The sequence below is a fragment of the Paenibacillus kobensis NBRC 15729 genome (assembly GCF_004000825.1).
Classification (GTDB): Bacteria; Bacillota; Bacilli; order Paenibacillales; family Paenibacillaceae; genus Paenibacillus_T; species Paenibacillus_T kobensis.
The window spans coordinates 16,659-36,702 of record NZ_BILZ01000057.1; the positions used below are offsets into that span (position 1 = coordinate 16,659).

Sequence of the window (20,044 nt, forward strand, 5' to 3'; positions counted from 1 at the left end):
CGAATGTTACTTCGCCTACAGCTGAGGGCGGGCCTTGTAGAAATCGGTGTGCTGCTCGAACGCGTGAGCCGTGCGCAGTACCGTCGATTCGTCGAACGCTTTGCCGATAATTTGCAAGCCGACCGGGAGACCGTCCGCAAGTCCGCATGGAATGCTGACCGCCGGAACGCCCGCAAGGCTGACCGGAATCGTCAAAATGTCGTTCAAGTACATCGTTAGCGGATCGCCGACTTGCTCGCCGATGCGGAACGCCGTCGTCGGAGCCGTCGGTCCGATCAGTACATCGTACTTCTCGAACGCCTGGTCGAAATCGCGCTTGATGAGCGTCCGAACCTGCTGCGCTTTCTTATAGTAGGCATCATAATAGCCGGAGCTGAGCGCGTAGGTGCCGAGCATGATACGGCGCTTCACTTCAGAGCCGAATCCTTGGCTGCGCGATTTGCGGTACAGGTCGATCAGGTTGTCCGGATTGTCTGCGCGAACGCCATAACGGACACCGTCGAAGCGTGCCAGGTTGGACGACGCTTCCGACGAAGCGAGCAAGTAGTACGTTGCCACTGCATATTCCGTATGCGGCATCGATACTTCTTCCCACGTCGCGCCGAGGCTCTCGTATACTTTCAGAGCGCCGAGCACCGCTTCTTTTACTTTCGGATCAACGCCTGCACCGATATATTCCTTCGGCACGCCGATGCGAAGCCCTTTGACGTCGCCCGTCAGAGCGGACGTGTAGTCTGGAATGTCCACGTTCGCAGACGTCGAATCCATGTTATCGTAGCCTGCGATCGCTTGCAGAACATAAGCGGAATCTTCTACGTTCTTCGTCAGCGGACCGATCTGGTCCAGCGACGAAGCGAATGCAACGAGGCCGAAACGCGAAACAAGGCCGTATGTTGGCTTCAAGCCTACGATACCGCAGTACGATGCCGGTTGACGAATCGATCCGCCCGTATCGGAGCCGAGCGAGAAATAAACTTGTCCCGCAGCGACCGATGCCGCAGAGCCGCCGCTAGAGCCGCCCGGTACATGTTCCGTATTCCACGGGTTGCGTGTCGTATGGAAGCTCGAATTCTCATTGGAGCCGCCCATCGCGAACTCGTCCATGTTCAGCTTGCCGATCGCAACCGACTGCGCCGCTTTCAGCTTCTTCGTTACCGTTGCATCATAGATCGGATCATAATTGCGCAGGAATTGGCTGGCGCAAGTCGTCGTAATTCCTTCCGTTACGATGTTGTCCTTGATGCCGGCCGGCAGACCGAACAGCAAGCCGCGCTCGCCGCCTGCCTGAAGCTGCTTGTCGAGCTCTGCCGCTTGGGCGCGGGCGCCTTCCTCATTCAGCGTAATGAACGCTTTTACCGCAGGCTCCGTCTCCGAAATCCGCTTGTACGAAGCTTCCGTCAGTTCGGATACTGACAGCTCTTTATTATTCAATCGGTTATGTATATCCTGTAAGCGCAAATCAAACAGTGCCAACAGTCGTTCCTCCCTTCATATGTCGAACCATCCGGCTAGCTACTCAAGCACCGCCGGCACTTTAATTTGTCCGTCTTCATCATCCGGAGCGTTGCGCAGCGCCGTCTCATTCGATACGGATGGCCGTACCTCATCAGCACGCATTACATTCGCCAACGGCAGCACATGGCTAGTCGGCTCCACGCCGTCCGTGTTCAGCTCGTTCAGCTTCTCCGCATATTTCAAAATCGCGTTCAACTGTACCGTGAACGTCTCTTTCTCTTCGTCGGTCAACGCAAGACGCGCCAGGTTGGCGACATGCTCGACATCGTTCGTCGTAATACTCATCGTCATTCTCCTTCCATTCTCGCGGTCATTCTTCATATTATAGCCGATGGCTGGCAAAAAAAGAAGGGCGGCGCGGCCCGCCTTCTGTTCTTCTGCAAGGCAGAAAGCCTCCTATCACCACCGATTAAGCGCGCTGTCCGGCAAACAAAAATGGCAACCCGGCGGACATGTTGTCCAAGGGCTGCCATTCCATCCATTGCGCGTTAAATCCACGCTTTTAGCCGAATTTGTCGCATAAAATCTTCAGGGCTTTGAGTCTCCGGGGCCTCTTCTTCCTCTTCTTCCACCTGCTCGCCGCCATTCATAATATGACGGAACAGCTCTTCGTTGCGCGTCTGCAGGGCATAATCGATCAGCGCCTCGCGCTCGATCCGTTCCACCTCTTGCCGTACAAGCACTTCCTCACGCTCGACATCGTCGCCCGTTACGAGAAAATTGCGGCCAGCCTTCGGCACGCGCACGACATATTCAAAAACGTTGTCAGCATTTCGATCATAGGCAATAATGTAGCCGTATTCGCCAATCGGCAAATTCTGTTCGAAACGATCGTCAACGATAATGACTTTCTCTCCTAGTTTCAGCATATCTTCTACCTCTCCCCGCCGTATCTAGCTCCGATTGGATTGGATTCGTGATTCTATCCTACTAGAAATTAAGAGGGAAGTCCAATAGGAACGGGATGGAAATGCTAAAAAAGTTAAGGGAGGGCCTTTCGCTTCATAGACAGGCAAGCGAGCACTGCCGCAAGCGCGGTGGCAGCGGCCGTAATCATAACGACTGCGGTCGCTTTCGGGTTAGCTGCAGCTTGAACAGCCTCCGCCGCGATTCCTGCAAGCAAGCCGGGCTGCCAGGCATGAGGGAACAGCGAAGAAGCAACCGCTAGCACAGCCGCCGTCCCGAGAGAAGCAAAGGCTGCGCCCGCGGGACTCCTCAGTAAGCTGCTGAACAACAGCGTCAGCGTTACGACGAATGACAGCCATAACCCATACAGCAGGAATCCTTGTACGACCGCTCCCGCATCGGGCGCTCCGATTAAGAGCACGGTGTAATACCACGAAGCGCCGAAACCTGCAGCGAATGACAGCCAGACCAGCAGAAGCGCTGCCGCCCATTTGGACAGGAAGAAGGACGTTCTTCCCACTGGTTTAACCAGCGTGAATGACGCAGTACCGCTGTTGATCTCGCTTGATATCATCCCCATGAACGCCAACGCAACGATCAGCAGGCCGAGCGTCCCGTATTGCGACAACGTCTGCGCCAGCACCTCGCCGGCGGAGGGCACCGGGATCTGGATGATCGACCCTTCCGGCATATTGCCGGCGTGCTTCAAAATTTCCGGCATGTAATAAGACGTTATAGGCTGCATGGCGCCCAGCAAAATAAACACGAGCGGCAGCCACACTGCCTTCATGCTGCGCAGTGCTTCTACCACTTCTTTACGAACGAGTACGAGCCAGATTGCCACGGCCCTCCACCACCTTCAAGAATAAGTCCTCCAACGTCGAAAATCCCGCCTCCAGCCTCGCCGCCTTCACGCCTTCCCGGACAAGCTCCTGCATGAGTGCAATCCGAGCCGCGTCCAAATCGTCGACAGCAAAGCGAAGGCTTCCATCGCGATGCTCCGCGCTATCAACGTGCGGCAGCTTTCGGCGCCCATCCGCCATTTCGTCGGCCCATGCGACCGAACGTGCATCTTCTTCGACGCGAAGTTCGATAATCGGCTGGCGATAGCGGCTGCGCAGCTCCTCGACCGCTCCTGCCGCCGCAACGCGGCCGTCAGCCATAATAATAACATCGTCGCAGACCGATTCTGCATCATGAAGCACATGAGTAGAGAACAGGACGGTCGTCTCCTCCTTCAGCTCGCGCATCAGAGCCAACACCTCCCGCCGTCCGATCGGATCCAGCGCGGATACCGGCTCATCCATGATCACAAGGCGCGGACGGTGAACGAGCGCCTGCGCTATGCCGAGCCGCTGCTTCATCCCGCCGGAATAGCCGCCTACGCGCCGACGTGCCGCATCGGACAGTCCTACCCGTTCAAGCATTTCCGCCGCGCGCGCCTCGGCTGCTGCAGCGCTAAGCCCGCATAACCGGCCCGCATGCACGAGCAGCTCGCGGCCGCTCATCCAGCCATAGTAAACAGGCGCCTGAGGGAGATAGCCGATATGACGCCGGAAATCGTCTTCCATCCCTTCCCCGCGAAACTTAATCGTACCCGATGTAGGCGGAAGCAGCCCGGTCAGCATTCGGATCGTCGTCGTCTTCCCGGCTCCATTCGGACCTAGGAGCGCGACGCATCGGCCCTCTTTTATGGACATATCGATTCCCTCGACTGCCGCTCTTGCTCCAAACGTCCGTTTCAACCCGGTTACACAAAGCAACTCGTTCATCGGCGGTCCCTTCTTCCGATGACGAAGAACAAGACAGGACCGATTATATTGATGAAAATAATGATCAGCGCCCACATCCACTTTGGACCGCGCGTCGCATCTGCACGCACTAGCATGACAAGCGCGATGACCAACAGGATGAATTGAATAAAGAACAGCGGCGCTAATACCATAACCAACTTGCTGAAATCGAGATTTGCCGTTTGATTCATCGTATTACCTCCTATGGATTAGGGTTTTGCCTAACTCTGCCGAGTCTCCACCGTACGAACAGCCAATAGACAAGGAACGGCATCGGCGACTGTACAATTCCCCATAACGCCCAGAACCAGTAGTATCTCGTCCGCTTGCGTCCATCGATATAAAGCCATGTCGCTTGCGACAAATTCACAATCGGCACGCCGACAAGAATAAGAATGCGAAGCCACACCGGCAGCTCCATTATTTCGTCCATCGGCCGCCCTCCCGCTTCATGGCGATGAACGCCGCAAATAACAGCGCGCAAACCAAAATACCCGCCTGCGCCGCAAGGAGCAAGCGCGCATCGTACAGCCAGGCGGCCAGCATGAGGCCGGAACCGGCAATTCCTATGCCCCACAGCATCGCGAGTCCTTTCCACAGCTTCTGCTTGCTGTGAGCGCGATGCTCGACAACAAGCGTACGAAGACTGTTAAGCGACGGAGTCTCCTTATAGTCATCCGACAGGTCGTCCAGTTGCCGCAACGCGCTGCCGAGCTCCGCCTTGAACCACGCATCATCGTCAAGCTGGGGATGTTGCTGCGCTTCGATATAAAGACCTGCAGGCTTATGTTCATCAGAAGCGAGATGCCGCCCTTGTCGGCCATTCTTGATTTTGGATGGCTGCTCGTCACGCATCGGCGTTCAGCTCCTCTCTTACTTGTTTGATTCCATTATGAATACGTGATTTCACCGTGCCTGACGGAATATCAAGCATTGCGGCAATTTCATCCTGCGAATAGCCATAATAATGCTTGAGCACAATCGGCGCCCTTACGTCGGGTTGCAGTCTCCCCAACGCATCGAGCGCTTCCGGCCAGTCCATGCCGATGCTCCGCATCTGGTATCGAATGGCATGAAGCGACTGCTCCTCCGCTTGCCAGCGCGATTCCCTTTTACGCCGGCGGATGCCGTCCAAATAAAGCCGCGAGGCAATAGAGATCAGCCAGGTAGAGAATGCCGCCCGCAACTGATACGTCCCGATCCGCTCGATGGCCCGCAGCATCGTATCCTGCGTCAAATCGTCCGCATGTGCCGGATGCAGTGTCAGCTTCAACGAATATTTGCGGAGCAGCGAGTAATGCTGTTTCAGCAACTGAGCCAGAGCCTCCGGATCGCCCCTAACCGCCCGGGCCTCAAGCTGTTTATCATCGACCAAGCTAATGCCGCCCCTTTATTTCTGTTCAGTTTTTTGTGCCTAGCGTTGCTTTCGATGATTGTTTGACGTCCCGCCGAAGCGATTCGTTCACTCATTCAAATAATAATTTCTCTGACTTATCCAAACGGTCACCGCCGAGTCAACCCTAATATCCATTACTATAATACCCAATCAGCCACTCTATTAAGGATCAGTGCCGGCATGAGAGTCCTAACAGCAAAAAGTGCTCGATCTATAAGATCGAGCACTGAAGGCATGGCGCTTCCTGTCATCGCACTGGTTATGAAAGATGTTCGATCATCGTATAGACAAGCACTGCGGCGAATTGAGCGACGTAGACGATAATGCCCCATTGAATAAACTTACGAATTAGGCGCGGGTAAGCAGTCAATTCCTTCGGCAAAAGAGAACCATTGACGATCTCTCCATGCCTGATAACGTCATTGAAACCTTCCGGCCTAACCCATTGAACCTGCTGCTGCGGGACGGTCAGATGAATCGAAGAATCGTTGAACGGATTATAAGCCGCTTCGTTTCTCATAGTGATCCCTCCTTGCCAATGTCCGGTATTGTAATCGGTCATTATAATTTTACCACCCCACCCATTTAATTTCCATCTTTTCGCTCGTCCATTCGTTTGAGGACATGACCGCAGGCCCTCCCTAAAGCAAGATCTGCGAGCCGCATGGCTAGATGAAGTTCGAACCGCTGACGATAGAAAAAAAGGACCTCAATCTCCGCCAAGAGCGGAATCGAGGTCCTTACCTTACCTTACCTTACGTCCACGCCATCCTATCGATTTGTGCCCTTACTTAACGATGACCGCTTCGCGCGTTCGCGTCAGCGCCCGGGGAGGAGTCCCCCCGGCCGTTATGACGTAGCTGTTCTCGATACCGACGACGCCGACGCCAGGAAACGTGAACTTCGGCTCCACAGCCAGTACCATGCCAGGCTCCAGCGGAATATCGAAGCCCGCGGCGAGCACCGGCCATTCGTCGATCTCCAGTCCGATGCCATGGCCGAGAAACCGTACCTGATCGGCCCCGAAGCCCATGAAATGGTCCGCCAATCCAAGATCAGAAGCCAATTGCAAGGCTGCGGCGTAAATATCGGAGCAGCGGGCGCCTTCAATCATGAGTCGCTCTGCCTCGCGAATAATTCGTTCCGCTGCGGCGTAGGCCGCTTGAAGTTCAAGGGACAATTCGCCAATGACGGCTGTACGCGTCTGATCGATAACATAGCCGTCAATGCAGCAGCCAAGGTCAAGCAGAATCGGTTCATCGCGGGCGAACCGCTTGCGGCTGACGCTTTGCGGCGAATGAGGTCCGAGGCCTCGTCCGCCTGCCGGTCCGTCGAAATAAGTCGGCTCCGCGGCAGCTTCGCCTGAGCCAACCATTCCGGTCGGCACCTCTTGGTTATAGCCGCGAAGGCGCATCGAGCCGATGTGGCCGCGGAGGCGGAGGCTGTACTCGATCTTCGCGATCCATTCCAGCTCGGACACCCCTTCACGCAGTTCCGGCAATGCCTCCGTCAATGACTCATCCAACGCGAGGGCTGCCTGCTCGATCCGCTGAATCTCCCACTCTGATTTCACCATTCGTACGCGGCGAAGCAGCGGCGACGCATCCGTCAGGCGGCTGATGCCGCGATCGGGAAGTTCTGAATCACCACATGCCTCCGCTACGAACGATGCGAGCTTCAGAAAGGTCGCCGCAGGCAGCGTATCGAGATCGGCGCCGATCCGAGGCGGCTGCTGCGCGCCGAACAGCTCCGCATAATCGCGGCGGAGCGTAGCGCCGAATCGGCTGAACGAGCCGAGCGGCACCGTCCGGACGGACGATTCGCGGACGGCCCGCTCCACGCTGCGCCGGACGTATAAAGTCGGCTCGCCGCTCGCCGGGACGAGCAGGTACCCGCTCTGCATCGTACCGGACCAATACAAGATGCCGATATTTTGCGTAATAAGAACAGCGTCAACACCATCGTCTGCCATATGCTTCTGCAGACGTTCGATGCGCATCTTAATTTCTTCTGCAGGGATCATTCCATCCAGCAACATGATCGATTCCTCCATCATCACCTGAAACGTTCCCCCTAATTATAGCTTACCTCAATGAAGATAACGAAATAAAATAACAGTCCAAGCCACGTCGTCACCGCCCCAGGCTGTCACCTGAAACGGGTCAATAAACGAGCTCCGCCGCTCCCTTCACGTACCATTCGATCGGCTGCAGCACGTTAAAGGCTCTTGGATATTGCAGTCGAATGATCATTATAACGCCGGGCCGCTCCAGCGTTACCTCGTAGTTGTAGGCCGCATTACGGTATGTATACGGAAACGTATGATCCTCATTAATGACCTCGAATAATGCGATATCCACCCGGTCGCGGAACAAGGAATCCGCCGTTGGATTCAGCATGCCGTCCAATTGCAGATTCGCTCTCAAATACTGCTTCGCGCTGACCATCGCTTCTCCCGGATCAATATGAACTTCTCCATACGCAAGTCGCTGCCCGTCCAATTGCTGGGCCGCCGCATGCGCCGCCCGGTTCACCGCATGCTTGCCTTCGAACAGCGCCTTCATCGCCATCTCCTCATCGATTTGCTGTACTTGTGCCGTCAGCCAAACAACGGCCATCAAGACGAACAGCAGCAGCTTCTCCACCTTTACGCCACCTCGAATCGTTATTGCTTACGGTACATACTCGCTCATCTTCAAACCGTATGCGCGCATCCGGGCGTCCGCCGGCGGCGGCTCTATGCCGATCAGCCGGTCGATCGTAAATAGCCCGTCATACGGATAACTGATCGACAGCGCCAATCCAGTCCCGCGCACAAGCGGTGCCGCAGCGTTCGTCGCCGTGCTGCCGTCCGTCGCGGACACTTCGTACCGAAGCGATTCCGGACGCAGTCCGAGAGCAGCAAGCCGCTGCTTGGACTGCGCCACCATCGCCGTATCGATGTAGCCGTGGCTGCCGTTAGCCCCAACCTCAAGCAAATAATCTACTTCCTGCTGCAGAGCTGCTTGCCGGACGATGAGCACATGCTTATAGATCGGCGAGAACATCATCCAACACAGCATTCCTGCGAACAATACGAATACTAAGATGCTCCGCAAAACAATTCCCTCCTAGTCCATGCTTCCTCATCGTCCAACTTAAGCCACTCCCGCATTTCGTCCGGCCTTTCCCCAGTGAATCCCCATACTACGACTAAGGGCTCATCCGGCGAATGGAGCTGCCAATGTGTTCTCCGCTTTGCCCGAGCTGCTCTTTCGTGCCGTCCGGTCCTCCTGTTACCTGCGTATAGATCACTATGACCGTTAAGAGCAGTACCACCGTCATCAGCATCGATCTCACGATACCCGCTCCTTCCCTTATGCGGAGTTGATTATGGCTTCAAAGCGCCGATGCTCGTATTAGCAGACGCTCCTTGCGTTAAAATTTGATCCTTCGTCCCCGTCGTATCCTTGGAAATAATCGTATTGAACATGACGATAACGACAACAACCATCATGACCGTAATCAAAATGTTGCGCATCCGGCTTCACCTCCTTCACGTACTCGACATTCCTAACGGCTGCACGTTACAGCAAATCCCCTTATCCGCCGAGCGATTGGAACAGCATTTGCCCTTCGCGCACCCAGGGATAAATAAAAACTTGGAACGTATACAAGATCGGGATGCCCGCAATGACGAACAGGAAGTACGAAGTCGTCTCCTTGCGGCTCTCCTTCGCCATCTCCAGCTTCTCCTTATAGTCTTGAATCCGCTGTCTTAGAAGAGTATAGAACTCTCCGCTCTCGTGAAGCCGGAGAGAATCGAGCGTCTCGACGAAGCTTGCTCCGTCGTCTGTGCCGAGCCGCTGCTTGAATCTGCGCAGCGCCTCCTCCGAATCGTGATACCATTCCGCCAGCAGCCGCTGAAGATCGCTCTGAACGACTTTGGCGAACGGAATGCAGCGCGACAGCTTCGTGTGCAAGTGCAAATTAGAACCGGCGAAGTACAACAGTTGATTGCTGATCACATACACTTCCTTCGTAATCCGCTGCGACCGTATTCGATGAATCGACTTCAACCACGGCAGATCGAAACGCAATGCAATGAGCAGCGCTGCCACCCCTGCGATGATCGTGACAGACGGCCAACTTCCCGCTGCGTAATACCATCCGGCACTGCCGAGCAGAAATAGTGCAGGCAGCAACGCAAGCGCAAAGCGGCGGGCGGCAATATAGACCGCAGCATCCCCCTCGAAGCCGCAGCCGCTAATCAACGCTTCCCGCTCCATGAAGGACGGCTCCTTGCGCGACAGCCGAAGCCGCTGGAGCCAACGGTCCGAAATCGTAGAGCCCTGCCAGCGCAGGCCGCTCAAATGAATCCACCTTGGCCGCTTCTGCGGAAGCAGGCGAAGCAGCACATAGAGGGCGGCGAACAACAGCATATATTGAATGGCCACCCCTATGCCGAGCGCCAATCTGCCGCTCCATTCGCTTAAAAACATAACGGTCCTCCTTGCTACATTTTTCTTCGGGACAACCAGATTCCCATTAAGAACGAGGCGAATATAAGGACCAGCGCATTAAGCACCAGATCGCGGCCCATCGGATCAAGCAAGTAATAACGATACGTTCCTTCCGGGTTGTAATGCGCATTGATCCCGATAAACAAGAGCAGAAACAGTACCGGCGTAAAATTCGCAATCCGAATCTCAAGCAGCTTGTTGCGCTCCTGTTCGTTCGCGCGCCGCGCACGGCGCATATCCGTCAGCAGCTCCCGCAAGCTGTCGCTGACCGGATTGCCTTCTGCTAACGCTACCCGAAGCAAATTGACAAAATACTCGCCCCACACATGTCCGAGCGCGGCCGCGAATACGCGAAGACTCGCTTCGTCATCACCGCGCACCGACAGATTGCGGTACAGCTGATCGAATACGGACTGCATCTGGCTAGGCAGTCTTCGTTCCTCGATCGTCCGTTGCATCGCCAACCGGATGTTCCGTTCACCAGTTACGAGATAGCATTGATAGAACAGTTCGATCGCTGGCAAAAAGTCGATTCTCGTCTGCAGCTGGCGCTGAAGCAGCGCCGTCCGGACGAACGTATATGGCAGCAGCAGGCCTATCACTCCCGGCAAGAGCGTTCCCTTCGGGCTCTGGAACAGCATCGCGCCAGCCGCCAAGCCAACCGTGCCGATCATTAGCGAGAACCCGGCGAACGATAACGGATTGAATGGCGATTGCATTGATTCGAGTAGGTCGGACAAATGGCCGTACAGCTTGTCGAACCGTTTCAGCCTTTCCTCCAATATGCCGCCCAAGCCTTGCTTCTGCCGGTATTGAAGTCTTCCGGCCAGCCGGTGCTGCTCGAGCCACAACGATATTACCGAACGCAGCAGCATATAAAGTGCGGCGAAGAGCGCAGCTCCGAGCAGTCCAATCACAGCCATGTGCATCGTACCGCTCATGCTCCCGCCGCCTCGGACGGCCGGCTCGATGCGGCGGTACCCACACTCGCATTTCCCGCCCGCTCATCCGGTTGCCGATCCGGCTGCCAGTCTGGCTCGATCCCATAACGTCTGAACCGTTCGAAAGCCCTTGCCGACGGCAGCTCGTGATGCCGCCAATCGCCGGAAGCTTCATCGTAGCGCACCCAATCCGTAACGGTCACATTCCCGTCCTTCCAGCCGATTTCCCCGATCCGGCATATCCGGCGTTTGCCGTTCACGATGCGAATCTCGATGCCAAGCTGTGTCACATACTCCGCAATCCGTTTCACAAGCCGTTCCGGATTCATCGATCGGCCGTCCAGCATACACATATCGCTCACCGCTTCCGGCACGTCCTCGAGCGTATTCGCATGAACGGTCGTCATGCTTCCTTCATGTCCTCTGGTGCAGGCACGCACATAAATGTTCGCGTCCTGATCACGAATCTCGGCATGGACGATACGCTGCGGAGACTGGCGGAGCGCCAGCTTGAACGCTTGCGCGGACCGGTGCGCGGCGTCGTCCTCGTCGAATTCATATTCGACAGCATTCTTGCCAGGAAAGTCTCGGTGGATCATCATCTCGAACCGGTTCTCGAGCGTCACGATTCTCTCCTCATCCGGAAGCTCCGCAATAAGCGACTTCATCAAATGCGTCTTGCCCGAGTTCGTCGGTCCGATAATAACAAGATTGAATCTCGCCTGCAGCGCTTGCAGAAGCAAGCTCCTTACCGAAGCGTTCATCGTCTCATAGCCCGGCCGGCACAGCGCATCGAGCCGGAACACCTGCACTGTATAAAACCGGATCGTCAGTGTCGGAGCTGCTGTAAAGCCAAACCCGGTCATCGTAACGCGCGACCCGTCCTGCAGCATGACCTCCGCCCAGCGCTTGCGCGGATTAATCCGGTCATTGTTGTACAACACCAAATTTTGCTGAATCCGCTCGACATCGCGAACCGAACTGAATGAGTATCGGGACAGTACCGGATTGCCGCCGCGAACCTCGTAAATTCGCGTTCCGACAACCTGTATTTCCTCTAACCCGCTCCGTTCTGCCAGCACGAGCTCCAGCACATTCAGCCCGATCACTTCCGCGAACAAAGCCTCCGCAAGCGTCTCATATGGATGGCTGTATTCCGGCAGCTCATGAATGCGGTGACGCATCAGCCAGTCATTAATAAGAGCAAGCACATGCTCCCTTTCCTTCGCAAAGCCAAGAACCGCGCGGTTCAGCCGTTCGCCGTACTGCCGCCGCTCCTCTTCGTTCATCCCGCGCGGCGCCGCCAGGTAAGCACGAATTTCATCCGCGAACCTCGTGAAGCTTTCGCCCGCCTCATGTCCCTTGCCCGCTGGAAATGCTGCTTCTTCGACAGGCATTGCCTCGACTCGAAGCCGGGATGAGTATACAGCCGGAGAGAACCGCTCTTGACCGCCCCCGCTCATGACCCTACTCCATTGCGGTGTGCCAGCAGCTTGCGGTACCAGGGCTGAACCAGCTTCGGCTGCTTCTTATTCACGCCGTACTGCCGCATCCATAGTTCCGCTGAAGGCTTCATCGTGCTGCGCCCTTCTTCTGACCGGAGCCAATGATCATAGCGTCCGTTATCCAGCTGCAGCAGCATCGGCTCCGTCATCCGAAGCTCTCCGGTCAGCGGCAGCCCGGTCTCCTTGCAAATGTCCTTCACATGAAATCCTCCATTCTTCCACGGGGTTTGAATGACGAGCAGCTCGTAGCTCGTTGACGGAACGCCGAACAGCGGCGATACTTGCCCGATCCAGCGGTTCCAATCTTCTTGAAAATGAGTAAGCGCGCCTGTCGTCACCAGCACGCGCGTCGAAGCTTCGCGAAGCGCACATACGGTTGCGGCGTTGTCCCAATATGCGCCGACATCCGCCACGACGATGTCGAACGTCCATCTGGCCGTCTCCAGAAGAAACTCGATATCTTCTGCAGTATAGAACTCCGCCTGGTCCCGCTCCATATTGCCGAACAGCACATTCAAGCCCGGAATTTCCCGAATCGGGTATGCCGTCCGCAGCAGCTTGGCCGGCTCCAACGACCGGTCGCGCAGCTCCGGCCTAATCGTATCCAGCCCCGTTGCCGGCCGGTCGATGCCGACATAACGCTGCAGCTTCGCACTCTTCAGGTTGAGGCACAAGTAGCCCACCGTCGCATCGCTGCTCTCGGCGATCCGGCTCGCGGCCGCGAATGCGGCGAGCGTCGTGCCAATGTTCGGCGTCGTGCCGACGAACGTGATTAGCGGAGCATACAGTTGCTCGCTCACGGTCGTTCACCCTCTCTGCCGACCGCATCGAACGATTCCGGGCTGAATGCAATGACGAGCCGTCCGCCCCGCTTGCATAACTCGTCGATTCTAAGCCACTGCTCTTCCGTCAAATTAAGATTGACATAATCGATCATCGCATTGGCGTCCCGTCTGGAGGCATACATCTGCTCCTTGTTGCTGTCGGCAAGCGACAGCAAGTTCGGGTTGTCCGTATCGTCGACCTCCATGTTCGCCGACGACTTTACGGAGGCAACCGTCACTGGCTTATCGAACAGCCTGACGGAAGCTGTCGTCTCCCCAGTGACGTACAGTGTCACCTTGTCGCCGGCCCGAATCCCATTGGATACGGACAGTACATAACCGCGTGGAATCTGGAACGTATTCTCCGCTTGTCCCGGTATGAGACGATAGCGGTCAAGCTTCCACTTCAGCAGCGGCTCGTTCGCTCCGAGCGGCATGACAGCCTCCCAGCCGTCCGCATCGGACGGGCTTAGCAGCATCTCCTCATTGACAGCCGACTTCGCTAGCTGCACATACGCCAAATCGTCAGCCGCGATCCGCTCGCCGGCGGCGATGTAGCGCTTAGGCACGACAACGCGCACCGTTTCCTTGCTCTGCACTTGGCGAAGCTGCACGGCATATAGGCCGTACGCGAGCACCCCGGCAAGCACTGCCGCCGTTATGCTGACTGCCGCATTCCGTTTCCTGTTCATTCTGACTCCGGCTCCTCTCTCAAGCAGATGACGAAAAAACGCAAAAAAGAACGCAGCCGTAGTACGTCATTAACGTACTCCATGGCATGCGTTCTTCGCATCCGTTCATCTATTCCGCAATACCCGATTGCGCGGATATGCTAGGTTTTGACAATATAATAGCAAGAGCGTTGTCATTTGTCCATTAGATTTTGAAGAAAATGTCGAAATAATTTATCGCTCTGTGTCCGCTCGCTCTGACCCATTTCTATCAGTGTTCCGTATTTCTCATCAAGCCGCCTAATACAAATACCGTCAAATCATCGATCAGCTGCTCGAGGCCGCCTCCGTCTCCTTTAAGAAGCGGCTCCCAATAAACCGATGAATTACGGTAATACAGCAGCGTTCCGAGCACTGACATTAAGGCGTTATCGACCGATTGGCGCCGGAACACGCCTTCCTCCATCCCCTGCACAATCCACTCCCGCAGCTTCTGCCAAGGCGGCGATGCATAATCACGAATCCGCGATAGCCGGGGCGAGTTAAGCAGTATCTCCTGCTGAATAATGTCCGTCATCATCGGCTCGCGCATCTTGAACGCCGTCACTTCACGGACGATAAGCTTGATGCCGTCGACGGGATTGTCCGCCATTCTATCCAGTTCTTCATAGGATTCAATCGGAAAAAAAGTCTCGAACAAGGTGTAGAACAAATTTTCCTTTCCGCCAAAATAGTACGAAATCAGCGCCCCATTCACGCCGGCATCCTCACAAATTTGACGAACGGTCGTGCCGTCGAATCCTTGCTTCGAGAACCTCGACTTCGCCGCTGTCAGTATACGTTGTTTGATATCGGAATCTATTGCCTTCATCGCAGCCTCCGTGTCTACACTTATGATCGTATTATGAAGGACAGACGCTCCCGTGGCAACTGCGGCCGCAATAATCTTGCGCCCGCAGCGAGCCGGATAAGCGTTAAGCTTTGTGTGACGACACCGCAGCCGTCTGGGCATTCGCCGCAACAACCGCTGACGCCGCGCTGCGGTCTTTGCGGGCCGCGACGGCACCTGCGCTAATCAGAAGAGCCGCTGCTCCAATTGCCGCCAGTTGCAATGCCGGACGTCCTGCAGCCGGGCCGCCGAACAGAATATCCATCATCCCTTGCACCGCATAGGTGGCTGGGAACACATCGCCCAGATGATGATAGAAGCTTGGCAGCAGCTCGCGCGGCATCATCGCACCGGAAGTGACGAGCTGAAGCGACAGCGTCAGAATGTTGAACAGCATGCCTGCCATGCCGAAGAGGAACAAGAACATTTGAGAGACGAACATGAACACGAGCACGGTCAGTATTTGATACGCCCACAGCATCAGGAAGCCGTGTTCCGCTTGGCCGCCGAGTGCCGCAAGCAGAATGACGCCGACTCCGGATACGAACACCGCCGCAGCGGCATTGATGATGACCCGCGCGCCGAATCTCTTCCAGCGGCTAAGCTGAGCGCTAAGGAACATCGACGACTGCTCCACGTTCATCCCCATAATCATGGCTCCGACATAAGAGGCCAGCACCAGCATCATAGGTACCATCTGATTGTTCATGCCGTCGACTTTGTTAGCCGATACGATGTCCGCCTTGATTTTATCGCTCAGCGCAGCAGCTGCTGCCTTCGCTTGATCGGCCGGCATGTTGAGGCTCGCCAGCAGCGCCTCCGTCCCCCCAGCCATTGCCTGCTTGTTCACTTCGCCCGAGATCCGCTCTGCGGCGCTCTGCATGACACTCTTGATCATCGACGCGTTCGCTTCGTTAATCGTGAACTGCAGCGAAGCCTGCTTATCCGGCGCTTGCAGGTTCGCGGCGAACCCTTCCGGAATCACGATGACCATCTGCACATCCTTTTCATTCAGCGCATCTTGTGCAGCCTGCTCATTATCGTAGACCGAAGTCTGGAACGGGACGGATTGCTGCAAATTAGTCGCGATTGCGGCCGCAGCCTGACCGTCGGCATTGACGATCCCGACATGCAGCTTGTTGATCCGGTCCGTAACGCCATCATAGCCGGTCATCCATACGACAGAAAAAATGATTTGAAACATAAGTGCCGTAATAATCCCGACGATCGTCGTCGGCCGCTTCAGAAAAGCGAGAATTGCTTGTTTCATAATATAACCCACTCCCTCTTGTCTCTCGTCCTTAAACAAACGATTAAAACATTTGCTTTAAACAACTGTTTAAAGATTAGCAGACGAAGCTTCGTCCTGTCAACAAGCGGAAATAAAAAAAATCTCCCTCCGGCGAATCGTCATTCGCTGAAGGGAGATTTTGATTTAAAAATCGATTAATCCGACGCTGATTTGGAGCGCTTCGTCCACCTTACGCATCATCTCGTCGTCGAGATGCGTAATTTTATCGGTTAGACGCTGCTTATCGATGGTCCGAATCTGTTCCAGTAACACGACAGAATCACGATCGAAGCCGTGCAGCTCCGCTTCAATCTCGACGTGCGTAGGCAGCTTTGCTTTTTGAATCTGCGCCGTAATGGCCGCCACGATGACAGTCGGGCTGAATCGATTGCCGATATCATTCTGGATGACGAGCACAGGACGTACGCCTCCTTGCTCAGACCCGACAACGGGTGACAAGTCCGCAAAAAATACATCGCCGCGTTTAACGATCAAGCTTTACACCCCGCTTACGAGACGGCCGAGCGTATGGTCGGCATCTTCCTCCGCGTGAAATGCTTCCGAGGCCATGTTCAAGTTGATCTTCGCCATCTCCAGATACCCGCGCTGCATCGACTCGCGGATTTGCCGCTTCTTTCGCTCCACTAGATACAGCTTCATAGCTTGACGGATAAATTCACTGCGGTTGGAGTTTTCTTTGGCAACAATGCCGTCGACCTCCTCCAGCAACTGATCCGGCAAGCTGATCATGATTCTCTTGGTGTTCTGCATATTGGCCACCGAACTCGCACCTCCAAAACTTTTCCAGACCCTTATAACCATTATGTCAAAATACGATTGCCGCTATACTACACATACTTATGAGACGAATAGAACCGATATGCAGCAGCTCTTCATGCATTCGCATACATCCAAAAACATATACCGTTCGTCGTAAGTGCAATACTGTTCGCAATAAAATTCGAGGCAAAACCCGAATTTCCTTCTTGATCCCGCAAAAAGCGCGCAGTTATTTTTATCCTTGCAGCCGATTGTCCACTGCTACCGTCTGTCCCGCCCTTACATAGACGCGAGGAACGCGTGATGCGATCATGCACGTGACTTCGTAGGGAATTGTACCCAGCTTAGATGCGACATCATCTGCCGTAATCCGCTCATCGCCTTGGGTGCCGATCAGCACGACTTCCTCGTCTGCTGCTACCGGCTGTCCGTTTGCTTCCGCTGCCCGAAGTCCGATCATGCATTGGTCCATGCAAATGCTGCCAAGCACAGGAACGCGAACGCCGCGGATCAGCGCTTCTGCCTTGCCGCTCAGCATCCGGCTGAAGCCGTCCGCATAACCGATAGGCAATGTTCCAATCGATTCTTCGCTGCTTGTCACATAACGCGCACCGTAGCTGATTCCCCATCCTGGAGGTGCTGTCTTCGTCATCGCAACGGCTGTCTTCAGCGCCATGACGGGTTCCAAATCAATACGCTGCCGGTTCACATAATCGGACGGATATATACCGTACATGCCGATGCCAAGCCGCAGCATGCCGTAGCCCCATTCAGGCGTATCGATGCCGGCTGCGCTATTCGCTGCGTGGAACAGCGAAATCGGCAGCGAGTGGCTGCGAACGTAATCGACTACGCTCGAGAACCGCTCGTGTTGCTTCTGTGTATACGTTTTGTCCAGCTCATCTGCCTTGGAGTAGTGCGTGAACAATCCTTCGACTTCCACCTGTTTGACGGACAGCGCGCGTTCGATGAACCGTTCCGCTTCTCCGCCCGGCAGCTTGCCCAGACGTCCCATGCCGGAATCGATCTTAATATGAACTTTCAGCTTCTTGCCGTTGTCCGGAAGCAGCGCAGCCGCATTGAGCACATCGTCGCGGAACAACGCGATCGTAATGTTATGCTCGCGCGCAGCCTCTAACCCCTCGGACGGGACATAACCAAGCACAAGTATCGGTGTCTTGATGCCTTGCCGGCGCAGCTCCAGCGCCTCGTCCAGAAACGCGACTCCCATATAATCGACGCCGAACGCTTCCGCTTCCCGCGCGATCTGCACGGCGCCATGGCCGTATGCATTCGCTTTCACCGAAGCCATAAGCAGCATTGAATCCGGAATCGCTTGACGAAAAGCCGTCAGATTGCGGCGAAGCGCATCCAACGAAATCTCTGCCCGAGTCGCCCGATAATATGCTTCCACTAATCGTCACCTTCTCCTCATGCCGTAACAACCCAATAGAAACTATGTTAATGGCTGAGGCTTGGAGTGTCAATGAAACCCGTGCCATTTCCGGCGTGAAACCTGCTGGTAAAAAAAAGAAAGACGAGAGCCGCTCCGGCAAGAGCTGCTTCGTCCTTCCTTCTTATGCGGAGGCTGCGGCGGGCTGCGGTTTACCGGCAGCCGCCTCGCTTCCCGCGGTTACTTCGTTGCGCTTGCGTCCACGGACTGCGCGATCATGACCATTTGATCCTCGGTCAGATCCGCACTCGTCAGTCTAAATTCGCTGCCTTCGTAAGTCCAAGTCAGTGTCCGCTGCTCTTCACCATCGCTCAGCGAGCCCCAAGTGAAGCCCAGATCGATCATGAAGCCCGGCGAATACAGCACTTCTTTGTCCTTCGGCTGCGTCTGAATAATCGTGAAGTTGGTATCGCCTTGGTACCGGAGCATGTAGCCCGGGTTGCCGCCGAACACAATCTCGTTGGCATCCTTGAACGATGTTCCTGTCGGGAACCACAACGGCTCCATCATCTCGAAGTCGATCGGCTGAACGATTGTATCTTCCGACGCCGCATCCGGCTCATTCTCGCTGCCCGTTACGCCTTTATCGCCCGTTGCATCGCCTTGCGAGTTGTTATCCTCTTGCGTGCCGCTATTGTCTGGATTGCTGTTCTCGCCTTTGGCTCCCGTACCCGTCGATTCCGAACCGGTCGTTGGTTGGTTGTTATCTGTCTTGTTCGGATCAGTTGCCGGATCTTGGGACGATGCGTTATTCGACGGAGCCGGCGCACCGCCTGGATTCAAGTTCGCTTGCGTATCGAAGGCGCTCTTATCGAACTTCGGATCGAATTTGAATTCGTCGAACTTCACCTGCACCATAACGGAGGCGTTCGTATCCGACACTTCCACTTTGTTCGGCGCGAAGTCGTCTTTGTTCAGCCAAATTTTTTGTCTAGCGAGCGATCCGTTCTGATAGTTGGCCATGACGTCGAATACGTAGGAATCGTTATCCGATGCGAACTGTCTCGACTCGTCGAGCAGGATGCTCGAGAGCAGCGTTTGGTACAGGTACACTTGTCCTTGGTTGTCCGGCCAGTCGCTTTGGAAGCGGAACACTTTGTTCAATCTCGGAGTGAGCACGAATACGCCGTCATCGTTGCGAAGCACGATTTGGGTGATATCTTTCTTCGCATTCGTCAGCGCAATCCGGTAATAGTGATCTTTCTGGTACCATACTTCAACTTGGTATTCCAGCGGCTGTTGGCTTGTGTTGAGCGTCATCGTCCCTTTCGCCTGGTAGCTTTCCAGCTTGTTCGCGACCGAGTTCAATTCTTTGACGACCGAATCTGCATTTTTCGTCCCGCAGGCACTAGCAACAATGGTAAAGCACATCAGAATGGCCGTGATCCAAACGATCCGACGCATGAAGATCAACCCCTCTGCACATTGTGTGAACAACTGATAACATGTCTATGTGCAGACTTGGCCAATTATGCAGACGAGTTCCGGCTTGACCCCATAATGGGTCGAGCTGCTGCTTAGGTGCTCTTCGACACCTAAATCGCTCGCTTCCGCCTGCTCGGCGCTGCTTTGGTGCTC

Annotated in this window: 26 protein-coding genes; all 26 read right to left on the minus strand. The window is 55.2% G+C overall.

Going from position 1 to position 20,044, the window contains the following annotated elements:
- Positions 1 to 15: 15 nt before the first annotated feature.
- On the minus strand, positions 16 to 1,473 hold the full coding sequence (gene gatA, locus PKO01S_RS23535; RefSeq protein ID WP_127533894.1) for an Asp-tRNA(Asn)/Glu-tRNA(Gln) amidotransferase subunit GatA: 1,458 nt from the start codon (positions 1,471 to 1,473) through the stop codon (positions 16 to 18).
- A gap of 39 nt (positions 1,474 to 1,512) precedes the next feature.
- Positions 1,513 to 1,800, minus strand: a complete 288-nt coding sequence (gatC, locus tag PKO01S_RS23540; RefSeq protein WP_127533895.1) for an Asp-tRNA(Asn)/Glu-tRNA(Gln) amidotransferase subunit GatC — start codon at positions 1,798 to 1,800, stop codon at positions 1,513 to 1,515.
- Between the two features lie 203 nt (positions 1,801 to 2,003).
- Positions 2,004 to 2,384: an ATPase gene (locus PKO01S_RS23545; protein WP_127533896.1), complete on the minus strand. Its 381-nt coding sequence runs from the start codon at positions 2,382 to 2,384 to the stop codon at positions 2,004 to 2,006.
- A 113-nt stretch (positions 2,385 to 2,497) separates the two neighbouring features.
- Positions 2,498 to 3,265, minus strand: a complete 768-nt coding sequence (locus PKO01S_RS23550) for an ABC transporter permease (RefSeq protein WP_127533897.1) — start codon at positions 3,263 to 3,265, stop codon at positions 2,498 to 2,500.
- Complete coding sequence (locus PKO01S_RS23555) at positions 3,237 to 4,193, minus strand: ABC transporter ATP-binding protein (RefSeq protein ID WP_127533898.1); 957 nt, start codon at positions 4,191 to 4,193, stop codon at positions 3,237 to 3,239. The genes PKO01S_RS23550 and PKO01S_RS23555 overlap by 29 nt, the downstream gene beginning before the upstream one ends.
- Positions 4,190 to 4,405 (minus strand): PLDc N-terminal domain-containing protein, encoded by a 216-nt coding sequence (locus PKO01S_RS23560; protein ID WP_127533899.1) that lies wholly within the window; start codon positions 4,403 to 4,405, stop codon positions 4,190 to 4,192. The genes PKO01S_RS23555 and PKO01S_RS23560 overlap by 4 nt, the downstream gene beginning before the upstream one ends.
- 11 nt (positions 4,406 to 4,416) lie before the next feature.
- Positions 4,417 to 4,647: a sigmaY antisigma factor component gene (locus PKO01S_RS23565; protein WP_127533900.1), complete on the minus strand. Its 231-nt coding sequence runs from the start codon at positions 4,645 to 4,647 to the stop codon at positions 4,417 to 4,419.
- The gene (locus PKO01S_RS23570; protein ID WP_127533901.1) at positions 4,635 to 5,069 is read right to left on the minus strand and encodes a DUF5345 family protein; all 435 of its coding nucleotides are present in this window, start codon (positions 5,067 to 5,069) and stop codon (positions 4,635 to 4,637) included. The genes PKO01S_RS23565 and PKO01S_RS23570 overlap by 13 nt, the downstream gene beginning before the upstream one ends.
- Positions 5,062 to 5,589, minus strand: a complete 528-nt coding sequence (gene sigY, locus PKO01S_RS23575) for an RNA polymerase sigma factor SigY (RefSeq protein WP_127533902.1) — start codon at positions 5,587 to 5,589, stop codon at positions 5,062 to 5,064. Before sigY ends, PKO01S_RS23570 begins: the two co-directional genes overlap by 8 nt.
- A gap of 280 nt (positions 5,590 to 5,869) precedes the next feature.
- A complete protein-coding gene (locus tag PKO01S_RS23580; RefSeq protein WP_127533903.1) occupies positions 5,870 to 6,130 on the minus strand; it encodes a hypothetical protein in 261 nt (86 codons plus the stop codon).
- 267 nt (positions 6,131 to 6,397) lie between these two features.
- Positions 6,398 to 7,666, minus strand: a complete 1,269-nt coding sequence (locus PKO01S_RS23585) for a M24 family metallopeptidase (RefSeq protein WP_246070701.1) — start codon at positions 7,664 to 7,666, stop codon at positions 6,398 to 6,400.
- Between the two features lie 106 nt (positions 7,667 to 7,772).
- A complete protein-coding gene (locus tag PKO01S_RS23590; RefSeq protein ID WP_127533904.1) occupies positions 7,773 to 8,255 on the minus strand; it encodes a hypothetical protein in 483 nt (160 codons plus the stop codon).
- Positions 8,256 to 8,282: 27 nt separating this feature from the next.
- Complete coding sequence (locus PKO01S_RS23595; RefSeq protein ID WP_127533905.1) at positions 8,283 to 8,708, minus strand: hypothetical protein; 426 nt, start codon at positions 8,706 to 8,708, stop codon at positions 8,283 to 8,285.
- A 94-nt stretch (positions 8,709 to 8,802) separates the two neighbouring features.
- On the minus strand, positions 8,803 to 8,949 hold the full coding sequence (locus tag PKO01S_RS28925; protein WP_164779726.1) for a hypothetical protein: 147 nt from the start codon (positions 8,947 to 8,949) through the stop codon (positions 8,803 to 8,805).
- A gap of 31 nt (positions 8,950 to 8,980) precedes the next feature.
- Positions 8,981 to 9,130, minus strand: a complete 150-nt coding sequence (locus PKO01S_RS28930) for a hypothetical protein (protein ID WP_164779727.1) — start codon at positions 9,128 to 9,130, stop codon at positions 8,981 to 8,983.
- 61 nt (positions 9,131 to 9,191) lie between these two features.
- Positions 9,192 to 10,091: a hypothetical protein gene (locus tag PKO01S_RS23600; RefSeq protein WP_127533906.1), complete on the minus strand. Its 900-nt coding sequence runs from the start codon at positions 10,089 to 10,091 to the stop codon at positions 9,192 to 9,194.
- A gap of 14 nt (positions 10,092 to 10,105) precedes the next feature.
- Complete coding sequence (locus tag PKO01S_RS23605) at positions 10,106 to 11,053, minus strand: type II secretion system F family protein (protein WP_127533907.1); 948 nt, start codon at positions 11,051 to 11,053, stop codon at positions 10,106 to 10,108.
- The gene (locus PKO01S_RS23610; RefSeq protein ID WP_127533908.1) at positions 11,050 to 12,516 is read right to left on the minus strand and encodes an ATPase, T2SS/T4P/T4SS family; all 1,467 of its coding nucleotides are present in this window, start codon (positions 12,514 to 12,516) and stop codon (positions 11,050 to 11,052) included. Before PKO01S_RS23610 ends, PKO01S_RS23605 begins: the two co-directional genes overlap by 4 nt.
- On the minus strand, positions 12,513 to 13,358 hold the full coding sequence (locus PKO01S_RS23615) for a P-loop NTPase family protein (RefSeq protein WP_127533909.1): 846 nt from the start codon (positions 13,356 to 13,358) through the stop codon (positions 12,513 to 12,515). Before PKO01S_RS23615 ends, PKO01S_RS23610 begins: the two co-directional genes overlap by 4 nt.
- The gene (locus tag PKO01S_RS23620; protein WP_127533910.1) at positions 13,355 to 14,074 is read right to left on the minus strand and encodes an SAF domain-containing protein; all 720 of its coding nucleotides are present in this window, start codon (positions 14,072 to 14,074) and stop codon (positions 13,355 to 13,357) included. The genes PKO01S_RS23615 and PKO01S_RS23620 overlap by 4 nt, the downstream gene beginning before the upstream one ends.
- A 250-nt stretch (positions 14,075 to 14,324) precedes the next feature.
- On the minus strand, positions 14,325 to 14,924 hold the full coding sequence (locus PKO01S_RS23625) for a TetR family transcriptional regulator (RefSeq protein ID WP_164779728.1): 600 nt from the start codon (positions 14,922 to 14,924) through the stop codon (positions 14,325 to 14,327).
- A 103-nt stretch (positions 14,925 to 15,027) separates the two neighbouring features.
- The gene (locus PKO01S_RS23630; protein ID WP_127533912.1) at positions 15,028 to 16,212 is read right to left on the minus strand and encodes a YhgE/Pip domain-containing protein; all 1,185 of its coding nucleotides are present in this window, start codon (positions 16,210 to 16,212) and stop codon (positions 15,028 to 15,030) included.
- Between the two features lie 165 nt (positions 16,213 to 16,377).
- Complete coding sequence (locus PKO01S_RS23635; protein ID WP_127533913.1) at positions 16,378 to 16,728, minus strand: type II toxin-antitoxin system PemK/MazF family toxin; 351 nt, start codon at positions 16,726 to 16,728, stop codon at positions 16,378 to 16,380.
- Positions 16,729 to 16,731: 3 nt separating this feature from the next.
- Positions 16,732 to 17,013, minus strand: coding sequence for a CopG family ribbon-helix-helix protein (locus PKO01S_RS23640; protein WP_006037458.1), 282 nt, complete (start codon positions 17,011 to 17,013; stop codon positions 16,732 to 16,734).
- 235 nt (positions 17,014 to 17,248) lie between these two features.
- Positions 17,249 to 18,427, minus strand: coding sequence for an alanine racemase (gene alr / locus PKO01S_RS23645; protein ID WP_127533914.1), 1,179 nt, complete (start codon positions 18,425 to 18,427; stop codon positions 17,249 to 17,251).
- Between the two features lie 219 nt (positions 18,428 to 18,646).
- Positions 18,647 to 19,870 carry a LolA family protein gene (locus PKO01S_RS23650; RefSeq protein ID WP_127533915.1) on the minus strand — a complete coding sequence of 408 codons (1,224 nt, stop codon included), beginning with the start codon at positions 19,868 to 19,870 and terminating at the stop codon, positions 18,647 to 18,649.
- Between the last annotated feature and the right edge of the window lie 174 nt (positions 19,871 to 20,044).